18 protein-coding genes and 1 riboswitch are annotated in these 20364 nt (G+C 41.1%); of the genes, 3 read left to right on the forward strand and 15 right to left on the reverse strand.

Annotated features, from left to right (window positions below; translation table 11 throughout):
• Positions 1-186: 186 nt before the first annotated feature.
• Positions 187-2574 (forward strand): glycoside hydrolase family 2 TIM barrel-domain containing protein, encoded by a 2388-nt coding sequence (locus LI162_RS10475; RefSeq protein WP_055157974.1) that lies wholly within the window; start codon positions 187-189, stop codon positions 2572-2574.
• Between the two features lie 163 nt (positions 2575-2737).
• Here LI162_RS10475 and LI162_RS10480 read toward each other — a convergent pair whose 3' ends face one another.
• From LI162_RS10480 to acgA, 6 genes are read right to left on the reverse strand one after another with little or no spacing between them, the layout of a single operon-like run.
• Positions 2738-3673, reverse strand: coding sequence for a DUF1848 domain-containing protein (locus tag LI162_RS10480; RefSeq protein WP_020436943.1), 936 nt, complete (start codon positions 3671-3673; stop codon positions 2738-2740).
• 59 nt (positions 3674-3732) lie between these two features.
• Positions 3733-4647 carry an SIR2 family NAD-dependent protein deacylase gene (locus LI162_RS10485; protein WP_117499054.1) on the reverse strand — a complete coding sequence of 305 codons (915 nt, stop codon included), beginning with the start codon at positions 4645-4647 and terminating at the stop codon, positions 3733-3735.
• The gene (locus LI162_RS10490; RefSeq protein WP_117499052.1) at positions 4598-5371 is read right to left on the reverse strand and encodes a protein-ADP-ribose hydrolase; all 774 of its coding nucleotides are present in this window, start codon (positions 5369-5371) and stop codon (positions 4598-4600) included. Before LI162_RS10490 ends, LI162_RS10485 begins: the two co-directional genes overlap by 50 nt.
• Positions 5368-5979, reverse strand: coding sequence for a 4Fe-4S binding protein (locus LI162_RS10495; RefSeq protein WP_117499050.1), 612 nt, complete (start codon positions 5977-5979; stop codon positions 5368-5370). Before LI162_RS10495 ends, LI162_RS10490 begins: the two co-directional genes overlap by 4 nt.
• 1 nt (position 5980) lies before the next feature.
• Positions 5981-7045: a radical SAM/SPASM domain protein, ACGX system gene (gene acgM, locus LI162_RS10500; RefSeq protein ID WP_227156549.1), complete on the reverse strand. Its 1065-nt coding sequence runs from the start codon at positions 7043-7045 to the stop codon at positions 5981-5983.
• Positions 7046-7072: 27 nt separating this feature from the next.
• On the reverse strand, positions 7073-7213 hold the full coding sequence (gene acgA, locus LI162_RS10505) for an ACGX-repeat peptide (RefSeq protein ID WP_117499048.1): 141 nt from the start codon (positions 7211-7213) through the stop codon (positions 7073-7075).
• A 191-nt stretch (positions 7214-7404) separates the two neighbouring features.
• Between acgA and LI162_RS10510 the strand changes: the two genes are divergently transcribed.
• Positions 7405-7728, forward strand: coding sequence for a winged helix-turn-helix transcriptional regulator (locus LI162_RS10510; protein ID WP_117499046.1), 324 nt, complete (start codon positions 7405-7407; stop codon positions 7726-7728).
• Positions 7729-7791: 63 nt separating this feature from the next.
• Here the strand turns inward: LI162_RS10510 and LI162_RS10515 are convergent, their stop codons facing one another.
• The 5 genes from LI162_RS10515 to LI162_RS10535 all read right to left on the reverse strand — a co-directional run bounded on the left by LI162_RS10515 (position 7792) and on the right by LI162_RS10535 (position 11958).
• Positions 7792-8337, reverse strand: a complete 546-nt coding sequence (locus LI162_RS10515; RefSeq protein WP_227156551.1) for a hydrolase — start codon at positions 8335-8337, stop codon at positions 7792-7794.
• Positions 8338-8570: 233 nt separating this feature from the next.
• The gene (locus LI162_RS10520; protein WP_117499044.1) at positions 8571-9209 is read right to left on the reverse strand and encodes an ECF transporter S component; all 639 of its coding nucleotides are present in this window, start codon (positions 9207-9209) and stop codon (positions 8571-8573) included.
• 211 nt (positions 9210-9420) lie between these two features.
• Positions 9421-9569: riboswitch (FMN riboswitch) on the reverse strand.
• Between the two features lie 355 nt (positions 9570-9924).
• Positions 9925-10455 (reverse strand): hypothetical protein, encoded by a 531-nt coding sequence (locus LI162_RS10525; protein WP_227156553.1) that lies wholly within the window; start codon positions 10453-10455, stop codon positions 9925-9927.
• Entirely contained in the window at positions 10446-11126 is a 681-nt protein-coding gene (locus LI162_RS10530; protein ID WP_227156562.1) for a DnaJ domain-containing protein, read from the reverse strand. The genes LI162_RS10525 and LI162_RS10530 overlap by 10 nt, the downstream gene beginning before the upstream one ends.
• On the reverse strand, positions 11107-11958 hold the full coding sequence (locus LI162_RS10535) for a DUF5685 family protein (RefSeq protein ID WP_227156555.1): 852 nt from the start codon (positions 11956-11958) through the stop codon (positions 11107-11109). Before LI162_RS10535 ends, LI162_RS10530 begins: the two co-directional genes overlap by 20 nt.
• Before the next feature lie 248 nt (positions 11959-12206).
• On the opposite strand from LI162_RS10535, the gene LI162_RS10540 reads away from it, so the two are divergent.
• Positions 12207-12785: a biotin transporter BioY gene (locus LI162_RS10540; RefSeq protein WP_227156557.1), complete on the forward strand. Its 579-nt coding sequence runs from the start codon at positions 12207-12209 to the stop codon at positions 12783-12785.
• Positions 12786-13032: 247 nt separating this feature from the next.
• Here LI162_RS10540 and LI162_RS10545 read toward each other — a convergent pair whose 3' ends face one another.
• The 4 genes from LI162_RS10545 to LI162_RS10560 are packed head-to-tail and all read right to left on the reverse strand — an operon-like array spanning position 13033 to position 20156.
• Positions 13033-15183, reverse strand: a complete 2151-nt coding sequence (locus LI162_RS10545) for a Tex family protein (protein ID WP_055172945.1) — start codon at positions 15181-15183, stop codon at positions 13033-13035.
• A gap of 5 nt (positions 15184-15188) precedes the next feature.
• Positions 15189-16931 carry an extracellular solute-binding protein gene (locus LI162_RS10550; protein WP_055166652.1) on the reverse strand — a complete coding sequence of 581 codons (1743 nt, stop codon included), beginning with the start codon at positions 16929-16931 and terminating at the stop codon, positions 15189-15191.
• A complete protein-coding gene (locus LI162_RS10555) occupies positions 16928-18637 on the reverse strand; it encodes a cache domain-containing sensor histidine kinase (RefSeq protein WP_227156559.1) in 1710 nt (569 codons plus the stop codon). The genes LI162_RS10550 and LI162_RS10555 overlap by 4 nt, the downstream gene beginning before the upstream one ends.
• Positions 18600-20156: a response regulator transcription factor gene (locus LI162_RS10560; RefSeq protein WP_227156561.1), complete on the reverse strand. Its 1557-nt coding sequence runs from the start codon at positions 20154-20156 to the stop codon at positions 18600-18602. The genes LI162_RS10555 and LI162_RS10560 overlap by 38 nt, the downstream gene beginning before the upstream one ends.
• Positions 20157-20364: the final 208 nt, after the last annotated feature.

Raw genomic sequence — 20364 nt, forward strand, 5'->3', positions numbered from 1 at the left:
TTTAGCACGAATAGCTCTTAATAATTGAATCTGATACATATAGGATTCAATCCCCTCATATATGCCATTTATACTCCATTTCATATTATTTATAATAATATGAAATGATATGGGTGTCAAAATTTTTTTACCACTCACTAGTATAACCGAATTGTTCTGTTCAATAGTAAAAGGGGAGGAAAACTTATGCAAAAAACAGATTTCAACCGTGACTGGACCGTGCAGAAAGACGGCTCCACCGAAATACTTCATGTCAATCTTCCAGATGACGCCATGATCCGTGAAGAGCGCTCAAAAGAGAATAAAACTGCAAGTGCAAGCGCCTATTTCGCCGGTGGCAAATATATTTACACTAAAATTTTCAATCTTTCGGAAGATGAAACCAGACAGACTCTGATCTTAGAATTTGAGGCTGTCTATCAAAACGCAATCGTATTCTTAAACGGTAGACAGGTTGCCGAACGTCCTTACGGATACACAAACTTTTTTGTTGACATCACTGGAAAAGTCATTGCCGGAACAAATGAACTGAAAGTCGTTGCAGACAACGCAGATGTCCCGAACAGCCGATGGTACTCCGGATCCGGTATCTACCGCGAAGTGCACCTTTACCGTTCCGAAAGTTCTTATATTCGCCCAGAAGGGTTGAAAGTGCAGATTGTTGATCTTAATACAATCCACATTTTTGCTGATGCGGTTATGCAGCCTAATGAAAAAATTGTACTGGAAATTTTCAGTGACAGTGGCAAAATTGCATCTGCCGAAGGCACAGATGTCACAATTACCATCCCAGATGCACACCTCTGGTCTTCCGAAGATCCTTATTTATATACCTGTCAGGCTACTCTTCTGCAAGGCGGAACTGTCATTGATACTGCAAAAAGCTCTTTCGGAATCCGTACCCTTTCCTGGGGAAAAGATGGATTCCTTGTAAACAACAATCCCGTCCTTTTCCGGGGTGCCTGCATCCATCATGATAATGGAGTACTCGGCGCCTGTGGCTTCCATGATGCCGAATTTCGGCGAGTACGCATTTTAAAAGAAGCCGGATTTAATGCCATCCGTTCTTCACACAACCCTATTTCAAAGGCAATGTTGGATGCATGTGATAAACTTGGTATGTACGTTATTGACGAAGCTTTTGATATGTGGCTGATCAAAAAAAATCCTTACGATTACGCCGGTGAAAAGTTTTCCAAATGGTGGAAAGATGACATTGCTGCCATGATTTCAAAAGACTATAACCATCCTTCTGTTGTGATGTACTCTATTGGAAACGAGATTACAGAACTTGGCCTTGCAACCGGACAGGAACAAGCCCGTATCATGACTGAATTCTGCCATACACAGGATCACACACGCCCTGTCACAGCCGGGATCAACCTGATGCTCGCAACAATGGCTAAAAGTAAAAAAAGTATTTATGGCACAGACGAAGACGGCAACGTCAAAAACAGTGGTACCGGAGGAATGGATGATGCTCCAACCTCTGAATTTTTCAATATCATGATGAACAAAATGGGCGGACTCATCAATAAAGCTGCCAAAACCAAAAAGGCGACTGCCATTGCTGAAATCATGTCCGATATTTTTGATATTCCCGGATATAATTACGCGTCCAGCCGCTATAAAATTGATGCAAAAAATCATCCTGAACAGGCAACAACCGGTTCCGAAACCCTTCCACAGACTCTTTACGATAACTGGCAGCTTGTAAAATCCATTTCCACTATGACCGGCGACTTTATGTGGACTGGATATGATTATCTTGGCGAGTCAGGAATCGGTACCATCCAGTATAAAGATAAGAAAACAAAGCAACCTGCTGATCCAGGTCTCATTATTTCCGGTGGTGCCGGTATCATTGATATCTGTGGAAAGAAACGCCCGGAAGTCGGATGGAGTAAAATCATCTGGGGATTACAGAAAACTCCAACAATTGGCGTTGATCCTTATACACGTGCAGACTACTTCCAGTCTCTTTCTATGTGGCGTATCACAGATGCGGTAGAAAGCTGGTCCTGGGAAGGCTGTGAAGGTAAAAAGGCATCTGTAACAGTCTACTCCGATGCAGCCAAAGTAGAACTGTTTGTCAATGGAAAAAGTGCCGGTAAAAAGAAAACAAAAAAAGATATTGCAAAATTCAAAAAAATCCCATATGAAGCCGGAAAAATTGAAGCCGTTACTTATGACTCCTCCGGAAAAGAAACAGGCCGCACCTCACTGATCTCTGCCACTGGAAAAACTTTGATAAAGCTTACTCCTGAGGCAACCAGTCTCTGCGCAAATGGTCAGGATCTCTGCTTCCTTAATATCGATCTTATCGGGGAAAACGGAATCACAAAATCTTCTGTCGACCAGAATCTGAAGATAGAAATCTCCGGTCCTGCAACCCTTCAGGGCTATGGCTCTGCAAGACCGAATATTGAAAAAAGCTTCTGCAGTGATACTTTCAAGACATTCTACGGAAAATCCTTAGCCGTTATCCGGGCTGGATATGAACCAGGTACTGTCACTGTAAAAGTTTCCGGAAAAGGATTAGACACACAAAAACTTACATTAAATATCTGCTGAAACTCTACAGATTTCTAAATAAAATCAAGGGAGAACATCAGAACTCTTTTTCCGTTCTGACGTTCTCCTTTCGGTCATTTTTCTAATATAGTTGTGCTACTTGAAAATCAATTGTTATGTTCTAATTATCTTTTCTCTATTACCGTTATTATGCAATTTTATTCTAAAACTCCAATCGAATCTGTCTGTCAATCCAGCTTTCCTGCTTTGCCTCACGAACAATATCACCCGGCATATGTCCACCAATTAGAAAAGGAGATGCAGGATTATGCTTTCTCATATTTTCTTTGACCAAAACAGGATTTACATTCGCATAACAGTATTTACACAAATGTCCGCAAGTATCATAGGCACCTATATCTGTCCCCAAAAGGCACGCACATTCCCCATTTCTCTGATTTTTCTTTCTCTTTGGAACTTCCAGTCTGCTATGGAGAGCTGTCTCAAATGTATGAACAGTCATACACCCGGAGCAATCTGCACCATATTGGGCAAGCTCTTCTCCTTCTGCACAAGGCCTCAGAACCATTCCATACTTTGATGCTATTTTTACAAATGCTTTTCCTATCATAGCCCGGTCTTCTGCCCGTACTGATTTTGCTTCTGGAAAATTGCGTTCCACCTTTTTATAAATATCTATAAAGCTGATTACACATGTCTTTGTGTATCCGGCAAGATTTTCAGCCATTTTTTCAAATTCAGATATATGCCACTCCACAGAATGTTTTTTATCTATAAAAATCGGATCATATCTCCATCCAATACTGTCTACGCCCACGACATCCGACAATTTTTTTAAACCTTCCATCACAGTTTCTTTATCCGGAACGTTTGGCTCAACATCTCGTCCGTAAGGCGTAATTGTTACAAACCAGTATTGACCATACGGTTTTAACTTATCAAGAAACGGCAGCATTGGAAGAGGGTTCTTCGTGCAGAATGCGATCAGATCCACAACTTCTGGTGAAAGGCTGTATTTCGTCACCTGTTTTGGATTATAGGGATTCCTCACGCATACATATCCATCTTTTATCCGATTCAAAAACCATTTCGAATAAAATGCAGGTATATCTGTTCTCATTCCTGTTTGTATTATCATTTTATCATACCCTCTTTTGTCACTGTTCACTCCGTTCACAACCGCTCTTTATCACAAGTCTACAGTTCTTTCAGAATCTCTCCAATATCTTCATTCATACAAACAGACTTTCTCGTTATTTCTGCAGGTGCATATGCTTCACCCTGATTCAGACACACATAAAATGCATGTTGAAATTTGTTTGTCATCTGCCAAAACGGATATTTTATAATACCAGGAGTATTATATCCTACACCAAGCTCCAGGAACACCATTTTCTGCTTTTTGTGATCCTGTATAAATTTCTCGTACCGTTCTGCTGCCTGGTGCCATCCTTCATCTTCAACAAATGTCTGATCCGATCTGAGATTCATACTCATCGGCTTACCGCAACGTGGACAATATGGAATCATACCAGACGGAACCATACGCTTAACTTCTCCATCTTTCGGTTTTTGCAGTTCTCCATCTTTTATCTGAAATCCCTGACTCAGCACCATTTTTTTAATTGTTTCTTCATTGTCATAAGTTTCCTTATGACAAGGCTCACTACATTGAAACAGACCATAATCTCCCTGTGTATAAAAGATTCTGTTTTTATCAAAACCGGCCTTCTGGAAACAATGATCCACATTTGTTGTCAGAACAAAATAATCTTTTTCTTTTACCAGCTCATACAGGTTCTGATATACCGGTTTTGGCGCATCCATATATCGATTGATATAGATATACCTGCTCCAATATGCCCAGTGTTCCTCTAAAGTCGCATAGGGATAGAATCCACCTGAATACATATCTGAAAACCCATACTTTTTCTCAAAATCCGAAAAATAGTATGTAAATCTATCTCCGGTATATACAAACCCTGCCGCTGTAGAAAGCCCTGCCCCTGCCCCAACTATAACTGCATCTGCCTGTCTGATTTTTTCTTTTATCTGTAATATCTTATCCGAGTAACTGTTTGTAGAGTCGTTCATCTTCCTCTTTAAAAACATTAAATATCACCTTTATCTTTGATTTTGTCTTTTCTTTATATTGCTTTACTGTCTGTACTGCAAGCTCAGCGGCTCTTTTATTTGGGAACATAAACACACCTGTCGAAATACAACAAAAAGCAATACTAGTCACCTCATTCTCATCAGCAATCCTAAGGCATGATTCATAACAGGATATCAGCAAACGTTCGTGTTTCTTTGTCAGCCTTCCCTGCACAATTGGTCCAACTGTATGAATCACATGCTCACACGGCAGATTAAACGCTGGAGTAATCTTTGCCTGCCCTGTCGGTTCTTCATGTCTCTGTTTTATCATCATATGATTGCAATAGTTTCGAAGCTGAATTCCTGCATAGGTATGAATACAATTATCAATACAATTATGGCAAGGCTGATAGCAACCTGTCATGCCGCTGTTGGCTGCATTTACGATTGCTCCCACTTTAAGTCTTGTAATATCACCCTTCCAGATATACAGATCAGGCTGCATCTCCCTGATATCTGCCAATGTGACAATCCCTTTCTTCTCATTTTCTTCTGAAAGGTACGCATCCTGAATCTGCAAAAATGCAGGATCAATTTCCTCCGGCATTCTTATATTCATAAGCGATCGGAGCAGCATTTTCTGCTCACCTGCATCTGATGGAATCTGCATGTTTTCATATTCCGGTCGCTCTTTCAATAATTCTTCGATTAAATATCTTCTTCTGTCATTCTGATTCATTTCCTGATCACCGCTTTCACCGGACAGTTTTCATAACAGTTTCCACAATGAAGACAGTGCTCCTGTCGGATGACAAAAGGTGTTCCCTTCTCAATACATTTCTGTGGACAATGTTTCATACATGTGCCACAGCCAATGCAGGATTCCGTTATGTAATATCCTTTTTCTTTTATATTAACATTCCCCAGAATATATGTCTCCCGAAAGATTGGATTTACGCCAAGATTAAAATACTCCACTTCCGCCTGATCAATACAGAAAATAATTCCGATTTCTCGCGTATCTCCCGGATATACATTCGCAAGGTACGGCTGTTCTTCAAAAATGATATCCATCCATTTTTTCTGTTCATTCTCTGCTACTGCATAAACCTTTCCTGACAAACGGATCATTTCTTTGTATTTCGTATAGGCAAGAATCTGAACCCTGCCATCTTCCATTAATTCTTTGCAAAAATTTTTACCTCTGGCGGTAAAGAAATAGAGTGCATTCGGTTCGTAATGAATGGCACTGATATTTCGTATCTGTGGTGCTCCTTCACTGTCCACTGTTGCAAACGCAAGCACTCCCACCAGTTGCATCTTCTTTAAGCATGTTTGTAAATCCATTTTATCGCTCCTCCAATATCTCTCCGGTAATCTCATTTCTTGTCTTCCAGCACTGTGGATCTGCCCCATAAAAGTTACCGCTTGTTCCATTGGCAACTGCCGGACATCCACGGCACCATGCCTTAAGTTCACATTTGCTGCATTTTACAAATTTATCGTAATCTCTGTATTTTTCCATCTGACAGATCCAGACGTCTGCCAGTCGGTCTTCAAAAATATTGGCTACTTTACTGTCTGTCACCCTTCTGCATGCCATAATATCTCCATTCGAAGATATGGTAATATGACAGTTTCCACAGTTACAGCCACCATAGATCATTCCTGCCTCTGCACTCTCAGGAAGCTTAAACTCTCCTGTTTCATATTCATACAGCGTCCACAAATGATCCTTTTTATTAAAATAGGTCTCACATCCTGCCTTTTCATATGCCTTATACTTTGCATCACAGACTTCCAGAAGTTTTCTGTATTCTTCCGGTGTCATGCTTGTGTCAACTTCACCACCTGTAGACACATAGCGCGAAAATGCAAAGACCTTTACTTTCGCTTTTACAACTTCATCAATAATATCCGGTATCTCTTCCATATTTGTTTTGGATACCGTACTCATAATTACACTTTTTATTCCTGCTCTGTTCAGACATCCGATTTTCTCAATCGTCAGGTCAAAACTTCCCGGCTTTCTGAACCAGTCATGCGTTTCTCGCATTCCATCCAAAGACATCTGGTATTTATCGCAACCACACACCTTTAGCATTCTACAAATTTCATCGTTCAAATGAAATGGATTTCCCATCAATGTAAATGGTATGTTTTTTGATTTTAACAACACCATCAGTTTCCAGAAATCCGGATGAAGGATAGGATCACCGCCAGTAATATAAAAATATGGGATTCTGTTATACACTTTACAGAAATCTTCACAGTTTTCTACCACTTCTTTCATCTGCTTCCAAGTCATACTCTTAAGCTCTTTGCAGCCTTCACCTGAAAATATATAACAATGCTTGCAACGCTGATCACACTCATCTGTAATATGCCACTGAAAAGAAAAATACTGACTCATCCTATCCAACTCCTTCCTTAACTTATTTTACTTGTCAGATGCTCCACATGCTGTTCCGCATGCCGCACTTGTCTCTTCTGGCTTTTCACCTGCTCCACACGCTGTTCCGCATGCTGAACCAGCTTCTGTTTCTGCTTTTTTCCATCCAAAAAGATTTAATAATGACATTTTGTTACCTCCTGATATTTTGTCTGTTGTTATCTTTGTTGCAAGATTATAATATCAAGAGTTCTTAACCGACAAAAGTACGCACTTTTTTATTACACAGGCATAAAAAGGTAACCTATTGCTTCTTTTGGTCTGTTACATTAAAATTAAATATAACAATAAAAAAGGATGTTATACTAGGAGGCGATCATATGTTAACAAAAGAAGAATTACCGGAATGTCCGGTTGCAACCACAGTTTCACTCATCGGCAGTAAATGGAAATTGCTGATTATCCGAAATCTGCTGGAACGCCCTTGGCGATTCAATGAATTAAAGAAAAATCTTGAAGGAATCAGTCAGAAAGTATTAACTGATTCCTTAAGATCCATGGAAGAGGATGGACTTATCACCCGAACTGTATATCCCGAAGTCCCTCCTCATGTAGAATATGCTTTAAGTGATCTTGGTGAAACTATGCGCCCTATTTTGGATGACATGAAAAAATGGGGGACATGGTATAAGGAGAATTTTTAAAAGGGAAGCTGCTTTCACTTGCAGCTTCCCTCTTCTACAACATCGTATAATCCTCAATAATCGTTATTCCTGGAATGTCTTCAATGCATCAATCGTCCTTTGGATCAGTTCATCCAGTGTCCATCCAAGCATCTCTGCGCCTCTTTCGATCACTTCTCTGGAGCAGCCGGCGGCAAATCCCTTGCTCTTATACTTTTTCTTCACTGACTTTAACTGAAGATCCTGAACGCTTTTGGACGGGCGCATCAATACAACCGCTCCAATCAGTCCTGTCAGTTCATCTACTGCATAAAGTACCTTCTCCATCTCATGCTCTGGTTTTACATCTACGGTAATCGCATAGCCATGACTTGCTGTTGCGTGAATGATCCTCTCGTCAATTCCACGTTCTCTCATAATCTCCTGTGATTTTATGCAATGCTCTTCTGGGAATTGCTCAAAGTCAAGATCATGTAGAAGTCCGACGATTCCCCAGAATTCTTCTTTCTCGCCATAGCCAAGTTCTCTTGCGAAATAACGCATTGTATTCTCAACGATCTGCGCATGTTCCAAATGAAATGCATCTTTATTGTATTCTGTTAATAAGTTCCATGCTTCTTCTCTGGTCATATCTTCTCGGTCCTTTCTTTGTGTGAAACTATTTCTTTGCTGTTTGTTTTTCACATCATAACACACTTTTCTTTTCTATGCAATTCCTATCTGTTTTGTATGTTATTATTGCTGGCCTGGATAAATAAATCCAAACAAAAATACCCTGAAACAGACTTTAAAATCAATCTGTTCCAGGGTAACTTATATTCTTTCACTTATATTCTTTTATCTCAGGCTTTTCTCTTTATCTATTATCTGATTCTGAAGATTGGGCTGATCTTCTTGTAGATCAGAAATACAACAAGTGATACAACAATTCCCTTCACAAGGTTAAACGGTGCTACTGCAAACATAACGAATGTAGTAAGGCTTGTGATGTGTGAGTTAACTGCTGTTCCCATGCCAACCAGTGCATCAATCGGCATTCCAAATGCTTTTGCATAAGTTGGAAGAAGTACGAATCCATTCACGAAGCATCCGATCACGATCATCAGAACTGTTCCTGTTGCCATTCCGATCAGTGCGCTCTTTCTTGTTCTGTTTTTTCTATAGATCAGGCCTGCCGGTACACAGAAAGAACATCCGATAATAAAGTTTGCAATCTCGCCAACACCTGCTGTTTGTGTTCCTGTCATAACAAGATTTAATAAGATCTTAACAAGCTCTACCAGAACACCTGCCATCGGTCCCATCGTAAAACATCCTACCAGAACCGGAACTTCACTTAAATCAATCTTATAAAATGTCGGTGCAAACGGAAGTGGAATCTCAAACATCATCAGAATAATTGCGATTGCTGAAAGCATTCCGATCTGAACTAATGCCTTTACGCCCAGTCTCGGCTGAATCTTCGCATCTGCGTTTGTTAGTGTCTTTGTCTCTGTACTCATAGTGTTACTCTCCTTTTTCTATCCGCTGTCTTTATCCTGAACAGCACTTTTTCTTTTTGAAAAAGGTAATCTTCACAAGAAAAAACCCGGAAGGTTTATTACCTTCCGGGATTCATGTTTTCTGCTCTTAATGGCATTCTCGCAAGACTTTCAAATCAACAGATGTTATTCATCTCTTAACATCCTATCTCTTTTCTGATCCTGCGGGCATGAACTTCTTCTCTCATCCAGACTTTACTGTCGGTACCGGAATTCCCATTCTGTAATGCCATCACAGACGAGTCACCAGTTCAGCCGCATCATATGCGGGTCGCGGACTATACCGCCGGTTGGGACTTGCACCCTACCCCGAAGATTAAATTCCTTTTACTCTTACTACTATAGCGTGCTCTTAATAAAAATGCAACCCCTTTTATTGAAATTTAATATCATTTTTATGCTGAAATCGATATCACCTATAGCACTTTCAATTAATATGTCGATATTCCCATTTTTCTACTAGGTTAATCATGTTCTTAATAATTTTTTTCAATAATGTTCATTTTAGGTTCAAAAGTTCATCACACTTTTTTCACAAAATACCTCTATACTATAATTGTTCTTAAAAAGAACACTTTTTCATAAACTTTTTCCCCCTTGAGTCACAGCGATGTGGCTCATTCCTTTTATATAAAGAAAAATCCTGTCATCTCGACAAGATTTTCTCATACATTCTTTACAGAATACGTTTTCTCCATTTTTCCCATACAGTTCCCTGAACATACTGATAAGCTTTGTCATAAATCAATATCGCTATCTGCCCAACTACTACAGCTGCCAAAATCATCTGATCTGACATCGATTTCTGAAACAGCATCGACCGGAATCCGAAAAGACACGGGAGATAAACCAGATTAAAGATCACATATTTTGCAAGCCAGTATATCCCCATCCTATGTCTCATCTGCGGTCTTTTCGCAAGAAACATCCAGACTGCTTCAATTCCAAGAATATAGAATCCCATCGCAGCAAATGTTATTACATAGAACTTATTCGGCGTAACCAGGAATCCTAGCAGAATTGCTGCCAGATAAAAGGCCGCCCCTGTACGAAGGCCGAACTCACGAATCACAATCCCTACAAAAAATGCCGCTGCTGCCAGCAAAAACAATGTATTCGTCTCGATCACGCTTCCAAGTGCCATACACACGACAGTCACCGCAAGGAGTAAACCTCCAAATGCCATTTGTTTTGCTTTTACATGCATGAGCAGAGATCGCCTCCCATACATTCACACAATGTGTCCGCAAGCCATAAGTCGCAACACATATTTCCTGTACCACAGGAATTCTGTCCTCCCGGTGCATAGCCGCCACCATACGGACTGTTCTGATACCTTCTGCTATTGAAATCCAACTGATTCAACAGCTGACGAAACTGCAGATTGTTTGGTTCCATATTTACCGCCTGTGCTGCATGATCTCTCGCCAGAATCTGATTTCCGATTCCTGCATTCGCACAGCCACTCAGATAATACCACATTGCACTTCTCTGCTGAACCTGATCCAATGTATTGATTGCTTCTCTATAACGTCTGCTGTTAATATAGTTCGCAGCTGCCTGCAGTTTAGGATCCATCGTTCCATAGCCATAAGAACTGTTCTGATTTCCATAAGACTGATTTCCATAAGAATAGTTATCTGAAGAACCGTATCCATAGTTATTCCCGTACGAATTTCCTCCGTTCGCACGTTCTCTCATGATAATATCATACGCTTCCTGCACTTCCTTAAACTTCTCCTCCGCAAGATCAGCCAGCGGATTGTTCACATTTGCATCCGGGTGATATTTTCTTGTCAGATCCCGGTATACTCTCTTTATCTCATCATCCGACGCATTCGGTGATACACCGAGCACATCATATGGATTTTTTGTCATCATTCTTTTCCTCACTTTTCTTCATCTGAATCTTATTATAATGATTCCAGACTCCATCATATAATATATTTCTTAAAATATCTACATCAACCAGACACGGTAACTGTTCAAAGCGGACCGTACTCTCCGCTATCATCATCCGAAGAATCTGTTCCATCTGTGCCTCATAATCCGGCCGCTTTGCCAGTTCTTTCAATGGATTATAACGATTCTTCTTTCTATCTTCCGGCAGATCCTCGTAGGCATCCATCAGATAAATGAATTTTCCGAGATAGAATCCCATCTTTCTGAGCGTCTTCTCCCAGATATCCTCCTTCCAGACAAAAAGTTCTGCCATTAACCTGCCAAAACATCCGGCTGCCCGGTCAATATCCATACTCTTCTCTCGCTCACATTCTCCAAGTTCTTTCAGAGATTTGCGGATGATCTCACTCTGCCGCGGATATTTCTCTATGATTTTCTTCGCTTTCCCCTGAATCAGACTCTTCGTCATCAGACTAGACACTTTACGATCATCCGTCCAGTCATCTTCCATATGATAATATGCAAGCAGCACATTCATCGCCGCCGCATAAGATGTAATCTCATTTCGCAACATATGCTGCCGCTTCACCGGATGAACCTTACAGCGGTGTTCCTCATGTTTCGCAATCGTCTCATATAAAGAAGATAACAGGATCACTGCAAATGTCATGTCATACGTCAATGTCATCTGCCCCATAAATCCATAATCTTCTTTCAATGTCCGGCAAAGTCCACAATAATATGCCCTGTATTTCTTCAGATCTTTTACTTTTAATTCCGGTTCACAAACCGTTACATATCCAAACATGCAATTCCTTTCTCTTCTGGCAATTTTCCTGACTTTATCTATTCTACCTTATTCTTTCCATTTTGCCTATCACATGTCTGTAAAATTAATAAGTTTTTAATTGTTAACCTTTTCGTATTTTATAGTTGACAATTAGCTTTTCATGAATTATACTAACGAAGAACTAAATCGTTGTCTTATTTCAAACAACGATGTTAAAGCTCGCTTGAAACAGCGATAAGTATTAAGATCTAAAGGAGTAAATTAAAATGTCACAGAATGAAACTTCCGGCACAGTTGCCGTAGACAACCAGAAAATAAGAACAAAACAGATGGTACTCATCGCCCTGATGACTGCAGTAACCTGCGTCCTTGGACCCCTTTCCATCCCACTGCCATTCAGCCCGGTTCCGATTTCCCTTACAAACTTTGCAATTTTCCTTGCAATCTTCGTTCTCGGAATGAAAAACGGAACAATCAGCTTTATCATCTACCTCCTGCTCGGAGCAGTTGGTGTACCGGTCTTCTCCTCTTTCCGCGGAGGTTTCCAGGTTCTCGCAGGACCAACCGGTGGATATCTGATTGGCTTCATCTTCCTTGCACTGATCATGGGATTTGCACTCGATCACTTTGACCGTAAGCTCGTTCCTACAATCATCGGAATGATCATCGGAATGGCTGTATGTTATACATTCGGAACTGTATGGCTTGCCAAACTGTTAAGCCTCTCCTTCAAAGAAGGTCTTATGATGGGTGTTATCCCATACCTTGCAGGAGATGCAGCAAAAATCATCATCGCTGCAATCGTAGGTCCAAAACTTTACGGAGCTACACAGAAGATAAGATAATTGAATTGTTCACTGAAAGAAACATCCAAACTAACCTCCATCGGTTTCTGTTTGGATGTTTCTCTTTTTATAGACAATAGTCGGTAACGAGCCTACGGATTTATTTCCACCATTTTGGGGAATAGAAAACCCCAGAGTTGCCGCTCTGGGGTTTTCGCGCTTGTAGTCAAATCACATGAACTACTCACTTCTCTTTGCCTATCGGCATTATAGCATATTCACTTTAACAATACAATATACAAAATTATTAAATCCCTCTCATCGTCAACTGAATCCTCTTCTTCTTCAGATCCACACTCATCACCTTCACATCCACAACATCTCCAACACTTACTGCTTCCAGCGGATGTTTGATATATCTGTCTGTAATCTGGGAAATGTGTACAAGTCCGTCCTGATGAACTCCGATATCCACAAATACTCCAAAGTCGATCACATTTCTTACAGTCCCCTTCAGCACCATACCTTCCTTCAGATCTTTCATCTCAAGGACATCTGTGCGAAGGATTGGCTTTGGCATCTCATCACGCGGATCACGCGCCGGTTTCTCAAGCTCCTTGACAATATCACGAAGCGTAATCTCACCGATTCCAAGCTCTTCTGCAAGCTTCTTATAATCTCCGATTGTAAGACCAAGTCCTGTCAGCTGATGTGCTGTGATAGCATCTGCTTCGTACCCTTGCTTCTTCAACAGCTTTTCTGCTGCAGCATAAGATTCCGGATGAACACCTGTAGCATCAAGTGGATTCTTACCTTCGGAAATACGCATAAAACCTGCGCACTGCTCGAACGCTTTCGGTCCGAGTTTCGGTACTTTAAGCAATTCTTTTCTGTCTGTAAAACGACCGTTTTCTTCTCTGTAAGCCACAATATTTTTTGCGATTGCACTGCTGATTCCTGAGATGTAAGAAAGTAACGGTGCAGAAGCAGTATTTAAATCTACTCCAACTTTATTTACGCAATCCTCTACAACTCCGTTTAAAGACTCCCCAAGCTTCTTCTGGTTCATATCATGCTGATACTGGCCGACACCGATGGATTTCGGATCAATCTTTACAAGCTCTGCAAGCGGATCCTGCAGACGGCGTGCGATTGATGCCGCGCTTCTCTGTCCCACATCAAATTTCGGGAATTCTTCTGTTGCCAGCTTACTTGCAGAATAGACAGATGCTCCCGCCTCATTAACGATCACATACTGTACCTTCTCCGGAATCTCTTTCAGAAGCTCTACGATAAACTGTTCTGATTCACGGGAAGCAGTACCATTTCCAAGAGAGATCAGAGAAACGTGATACTTCGGAATAATCTTCTTAAGCAGATCTTTACTTGCCTGGATCTTCTTCTCTGTTGTCGGTGCAGTCGGATAAATAACGGTTGTTCCGATTACCTTTCCTGTCTCATCAACAACTGCCAGCTTGCATCCCGTACGGAAAGCCGGATCCCAGCCAAGCACAACCTTGCCTGCAATCGGCGGCTGCATCAGGAGCTGATGAAGGTTCTTTCCAAACACTTCGATTGCCCCGTCTTCTGCCTTCTCTGTCAGTTCGTTTCTGACCTCACGCTCAATAGCCGGTCCGATCAGACGGTTGTAACTGTCTGCAATTGTCTCTTTCAATACCGGTGTTGTATAAGGATTCTCTGTACGGATCACTTTTCTCTCAAGATATCTTAAAATATCTTCTTCCGGTGCTTCCACCTTCACTGTCAGGAATTTCTCTTTCTCACCACGGTTCAATGCAAGAATTCGATGTCCTGCAAGCTTCGCAACTGCTTCTTCAAACTCATAATACATCTCGTAAACAGACTCTGCCTCCGGATCCTTCGCCTGAGAAGTAACCTTTCCTTTTCTCATTGTCGTCTCTCGGATCCAGGTTCTGTAAGCCGCCTCATCTGAAATGCTTTCTGCAATAATATCACATGCTCCGCTGATTGCATCCTTTGCACTTTCCACACCTTTTTCTTCGGAAATATACGCTTCCGCTGCCTTCTCAAGCGGCTCTTTTGTCTTCTGCAATGTGATCAGTGCAGCTAATGGCTCAAGTCCCTTTTCCTTCGCGATTGTCGCACGGGTACGTCGTTTCGGACGATACGGACGATACAGGTCTTCTACTGCCACAAGTGTTTCCGCTGCCAGAATCTGTTTCTTTAATTCTTCTGTCAGTTTTCCCTGCTCCTCGATACTTGAGATTACCTGTTCTTTCTTCTCTTCCAGATTTCTTAAATACACCAGACGCTCATATAGCTTTCTCAATTGTTCGTCATTCAGTTCTCCGGTTGCTTCTTTCCTATATCTTGAAATAAATGGAATCGTATTGCCTTCATCGATCAGCTGTACTGCCGCATCGATCTGCCAGCGTTTTACATCCAGTTCTTCTGTCAGTCTCTGATTAATATCCATTCTTTTTAGTCCTTTCCACTTTCATAGGCATTCTGTACCTGTTCGGTCAGCTCTTTTCCGCCGTTCGCATACCATTCTACCACAAAAGTATCAAAGTAATCCACTGGTTTCTCCCCACTGATAATCTGAAGAAACGCTTCATTCTCCAGTTCTTGTAATTCCTGCGGGATTTCGGCATTTACGTTTTCCAAAGGCAGTGTCTGTGCACTTCGTATTCCCGCTTTCTGCAGTTCCCCCACTGCCTCAATTCTTGATGCATAAGCTGCCCAGCCATTTGCCGTTGTCAACTGTCCATTCAAAAATGATTTACATGTATCATAATAAGATTTTTCTAGTCCACTCAATTCCGACACATCAAGCGTTTTATCCAACGCTGCCTGAATATGTTCCGTTGTCCGATAAAGTGCATCCTCATAATCCACATTAATATTCAGCGGACGGGCCGTCGGATCTACATTAATGGAAAAATAGTCATTCACCTCTCTTGCTGAAGCATCATTTGCATATCTGGACTGATCAAAAATAGCACTCACATACTTTGCTACAATTTCCGGATGCTCATATCCTTTGCGTACCACCACATACATCCACTGATCATACGATTCAAAAACTGATATCTTCTGTGTCTCATTCACTTGTTCTTTGTCTAAAAGATACGGTTTCCACTCTGCATTTGAATCGACACTATATGCCGCACTAAGCGGATTATTCGGAGCCCACCAACGTCCGTAGATTGCTCCGCAATGTCCGGTTTTTAACAGATTATCTATGTTTTCCGTCTTTCTCAACAAGAATCTCTGGTCGAGTATCCCATCCTCATATAGATTACGAAGCTTTGAAAGTGCTTCTTTTGTTTCCTGCGTTACTGACCCATAAACTACATCTCCACTTTCATCCAGAATCCAGTGACATGGCATTGCACCTGCATGTATAAACGCTGAATCCACTCCATAAGTCTGGTCCGCCCCGGCAATCACATCTGTACTACAGGCAAGACCAATCGTCTGACCGTCTCCTGCTGCATCTTGTTCTACAAATGCACGCACTATCTCCAACGCTTCTTCTACCGTTTCCGGTTCCTTCAATCCCAACTTCTCAATCCAGTCTTTCCTCAACCAGAGAAGTGGAGCTCCGTCATCGATCACCGTATTCGGAAATGCATACAACTTTCCATCAACTGTTGCAGATTGTAAGAGAGAATCTCCATAACTGTCATACATTTCTTTGATTGTATCTGTCGTACACTCTTCATAAGTTTCTGTGAGGTCTTCAATCATACCTGCTTCAATCAGGCGGAGCAGGTTATCTCTTCCCTTCACGACAAGCACATCCGGAATATCTCGATCTTCAATCGCTACATTGACTGCCTCTTCATACGTATTGCCATCCTGCAATTCAAAGACATCTGCATTTTTAATATTAAGCACTTTCTTCAGATATCTCGTATACGCATTGTTTTCGTACGTATTTCCCACCGGGAGATTCGAATTATTTGCTCCTGCAATCTTGCCAAGTGTATACGTGACTGTCTCAGGATATTTTCCAAGCGGCGTATGCATTGCTTCATACATCTGTTTTCTTTTCCCTTCAGCTGCTTCGCCTGCACCAGACTCACTTTGAGATGCATCTGACTGTTCCATCTGTCTTTGACTTTCTTTTGATTCAAAACAAGTTCCGCACCAAAGTATCATCAACAAAATTAATACAAGCTGGGCTGAAAGAATTCGCTTTTTCCTATCGTTTTTCATAGCACCTTTGCCTCCGTCTTCTTCGGAATCCGGATAAAGACACGCGTTCCTTTTCCAGGAGTGCTTTCTATCTTCATCTCACCTTTCTCTCCGTAAAGAACATGGATTCTGTCACAGACATTTCGCACGCCATAACCGGACGACTGATAGGTCAGGATCTGATCTGCCTTTTCCTGCGTCATTCCTGCTCCGTTGTCCCTGATTTCAAAGAAAATATGCTCATTTTCTTCACGAATCGTCAGCCACAATGTTGGATCCTCATTATCTGACACATCGATTCCGTGATCGATTGCATTTTCTGCCAGCGGCTGCAGGATCAGCTTCGGTATCATATAATCATTAAGACCGTCTGAAATCTGTTCGACCACACGGAACTCGTTATCATGCATAACCAACTGGATCTTGAGGTATGCACGGATATTATCAATTTCTTTTGCCACTGTAGTCATTGTTTCACCACGATTCAGGCTTGTTCTATAATAAGTAGACAGTGCCAATGTCACATAACTGATTTCATCCTCCCCCGCTTCAATTGCTTTCCAGTTGATAATAGAAAGTGAATTGTAAAGGAAATGTGGATTGATCTGTGCCTGCAGCGCTCTCATCTCACTATTCTGAAGCTGGATCTTACTCTCATATACTTCTGAGATCAAATGGTTCATCTGATCCATCATGCGCTGGAATGACCGAATCAACACACCAACCTCATCCTTGGACTTACTCTGCACCGTAACCTTGCGAAGTCCCATATTGATCTGGTTCATATTCTCTGTCAATAATTCCAACTGTGACACCATACGGATGGAGAAAACATACCCTAAAAGACTCAAAAGGAGAACACTGATTAAAATTAACGGAATATTTTTAAGCAAAAGCTTATGGATTGCATTTTCACTTACCGCCTTCGGACGATAGATATAGAAATTCCATCCGGTATCTTTCATTGTTCTCTGTGAAATATAATACTTATCACTGATATCCTTAAGATTCTCAATATTCTTTGGATGATATTTTTTATCCATAGAACAATCCGCATAAACAACATTTCCATTATCGTCCATAATCATGCCACCTGTATTATCTGTAATCTGACTCATGAATGGACTAAGAACTTTTTCATAATCCAGACGCATCTCCAATACTGCTTTGATCGTATCATTATCGTAGAATTTTCGACTGGCAATGATTGATTTATTTCCCCCACGAGTAATGCTCCACTGCATCAGCGTTCCTTCATTCAGTCTGGAATACCACTGTTGATTTTCCGCTTCTGACATTGGAAGAAGTGTATCTCCATGTGGCACTTCTATATTGTCAGAATACAGCGTAATACTCCGAATCTCTTTGTGATAGATGGTCGGCATCTGAAGCAACGGATCTGCTACTTTCACATATTTCAAATATTTCTCATAATCTGATTCCATTTCCGTATCGAAAATATTCCTGAGACTTTGTGAATAGGATAAATAATCGACCAGATTTTCATAAATCTGTGACTGGTTCTCAATTGAGTTCACCGACTGCTCCAGTATTTTTTCCAGGTTATACTGTTCCTTTTCTCTCAGCTGATTCGTCATGCCATATTGCATAGAAAAAGCCAGGAATACAACCGGCACCAATCCTGCAATCAACATCAAAACTGACAGTTTCTTACGGAATTTCAGATTTTCAAATCGATGGAGCAGCTTCCGTATTTGTTTTTTCATCCGCCTCTGTTCCTTTCCTGCATGCTTCCGGTGTGTCTCCGAAAAATTCCCGGAAGCTTCTGCAGAAGTATGAGTTATTGGAAAATCCTACTTCTTTTGCAATTCCGGAGATCTTCATATTCGTTGTCTCAAGAAGTTCTTTCGCTTTTTCCATCCGCACTTCACGGATAAAGCGGTTCAGTGTCACTCCCGTTTCTTCTTTAAACACAGCACTCAAATATCCGGGAGAAAGAAATACCATTGCTGAAAGCGTCTCTGCTCCAAGATTCCTCTCCTGGTAGTGATGATAAATGTAACTTTTTACTTTCGTAATCTCTGAACGGAATCCGTCTTCCTGTTCCTGTATACAGTGTTCATATTCCTGAAGTGCTTCGTCTACTATAGCGATCACATCCTTCAGGTTTTTGCAACGATATAACCGATCCACTCTCTTCGAAAGCATTTTCTCATCCATTTCATCCATCTGATCAAGCAATTCTTTTAAAATTCCGGAAAATACAAACTTTACATACATATCTGAAAACTGCTTATTGGCACGGTATTTATCTTCCAATTTCTGAAACTCCTGACGGAGATGGGGCAGATCTTTATATTGAATATCATTCGTGATCTGTTCCATGATTTCAGAATCTTCTGCCGGGTCTGCTTTCTTCTCTTCCTGCTTTTCTCCGTGAAAAAATAAATGCTGATGTGGCTGGTAGAACTGCTCTTCCAGCATTCCTTCCAGGGCTTTAAACTCCTCTGCCAGATTCTTTCTATCCTCAATTTCTTTACTGACCGCAAAATAACATTCACTGTCAAACTGATGCGCAAAGAACCGATACATTTTCTCTACAACCACATGATAGTCTGTATACTTCTCCGGGAACAGAAAGATGGACTCATTTGAATTCAGATTCACATAATAAAATTCTCTCTGCACCTCTTCCTTCAGACTTGTCAGAAAATGTTCCTCCTCCGTCTCAAAAAAACCATTGGATGCACTGACAAGAACCATGCGCGAAAACTGTGAAACATCGTCTTCTGTTTCATCCGTTAATTTCTCAAGTTGAACAAAATCCTCTTCTTTTCCCGAATATAGATATCTCAGGAAGAAGTATTTCTTCAGATAATCTTCTTTTCTGTTCTGCTGCTTTTGCTTCTCTTCCTTAGATGAGATATTTTCCATCACTCGTTGAAAGGTCTTATGAAATTCGTTCGGATCGACCGGCTTTAGGACATAATCCACGACACCATATCGCAGAGCCTCTCTCGCGTAAGAAAAATCATTATATCCGCTGAAAATCACGATTTCCATCTCCGGATGATCTTCTCTTGCTGCTTTTGTCAGTTCCAGTCCGTTCATGTAAGGCATCTTTACATCCGAAAATAAAATATCTACATGATTCGAAGCCAGTATACCAAGTGCATCCTTTCCATTCGCCGCTTCTAAAATCTGGAAGTCTCCCTCTCTTTTCAGCAGAAAACGGATTCCCCTTCTCTCCAGTTTTTCATCATCTACGATCAGTATTGTAATCATTCCCCCGCGCCTCCCACACGCTCACTTTATATTTTCACTATTTCTTTTATAACGTCCGAAAACAGCAGGGAATGATCACTCACTCTCTGCTGTCTTTTTTAAGTTTTTATAATTCTATTTTAATTCATCTCTCAGCCATTGTCTATACTAGCCTTTGTTACTGTTCACACGATGTGCGACCAGCAACGCATCTCGCCATTTTAAATCG

It is taken from the genome of Mediterraneibacter sp. 210702-DFI.3.120 (assembly GCF_020561005.1).
Taxonomy (GTDB): domain Bacteria; phylum Bacillota; class Clostridia; order Lachnospirales; family Lachnospiraceae; genus Mediterraneibacter; species Mediterraneibacter faecis.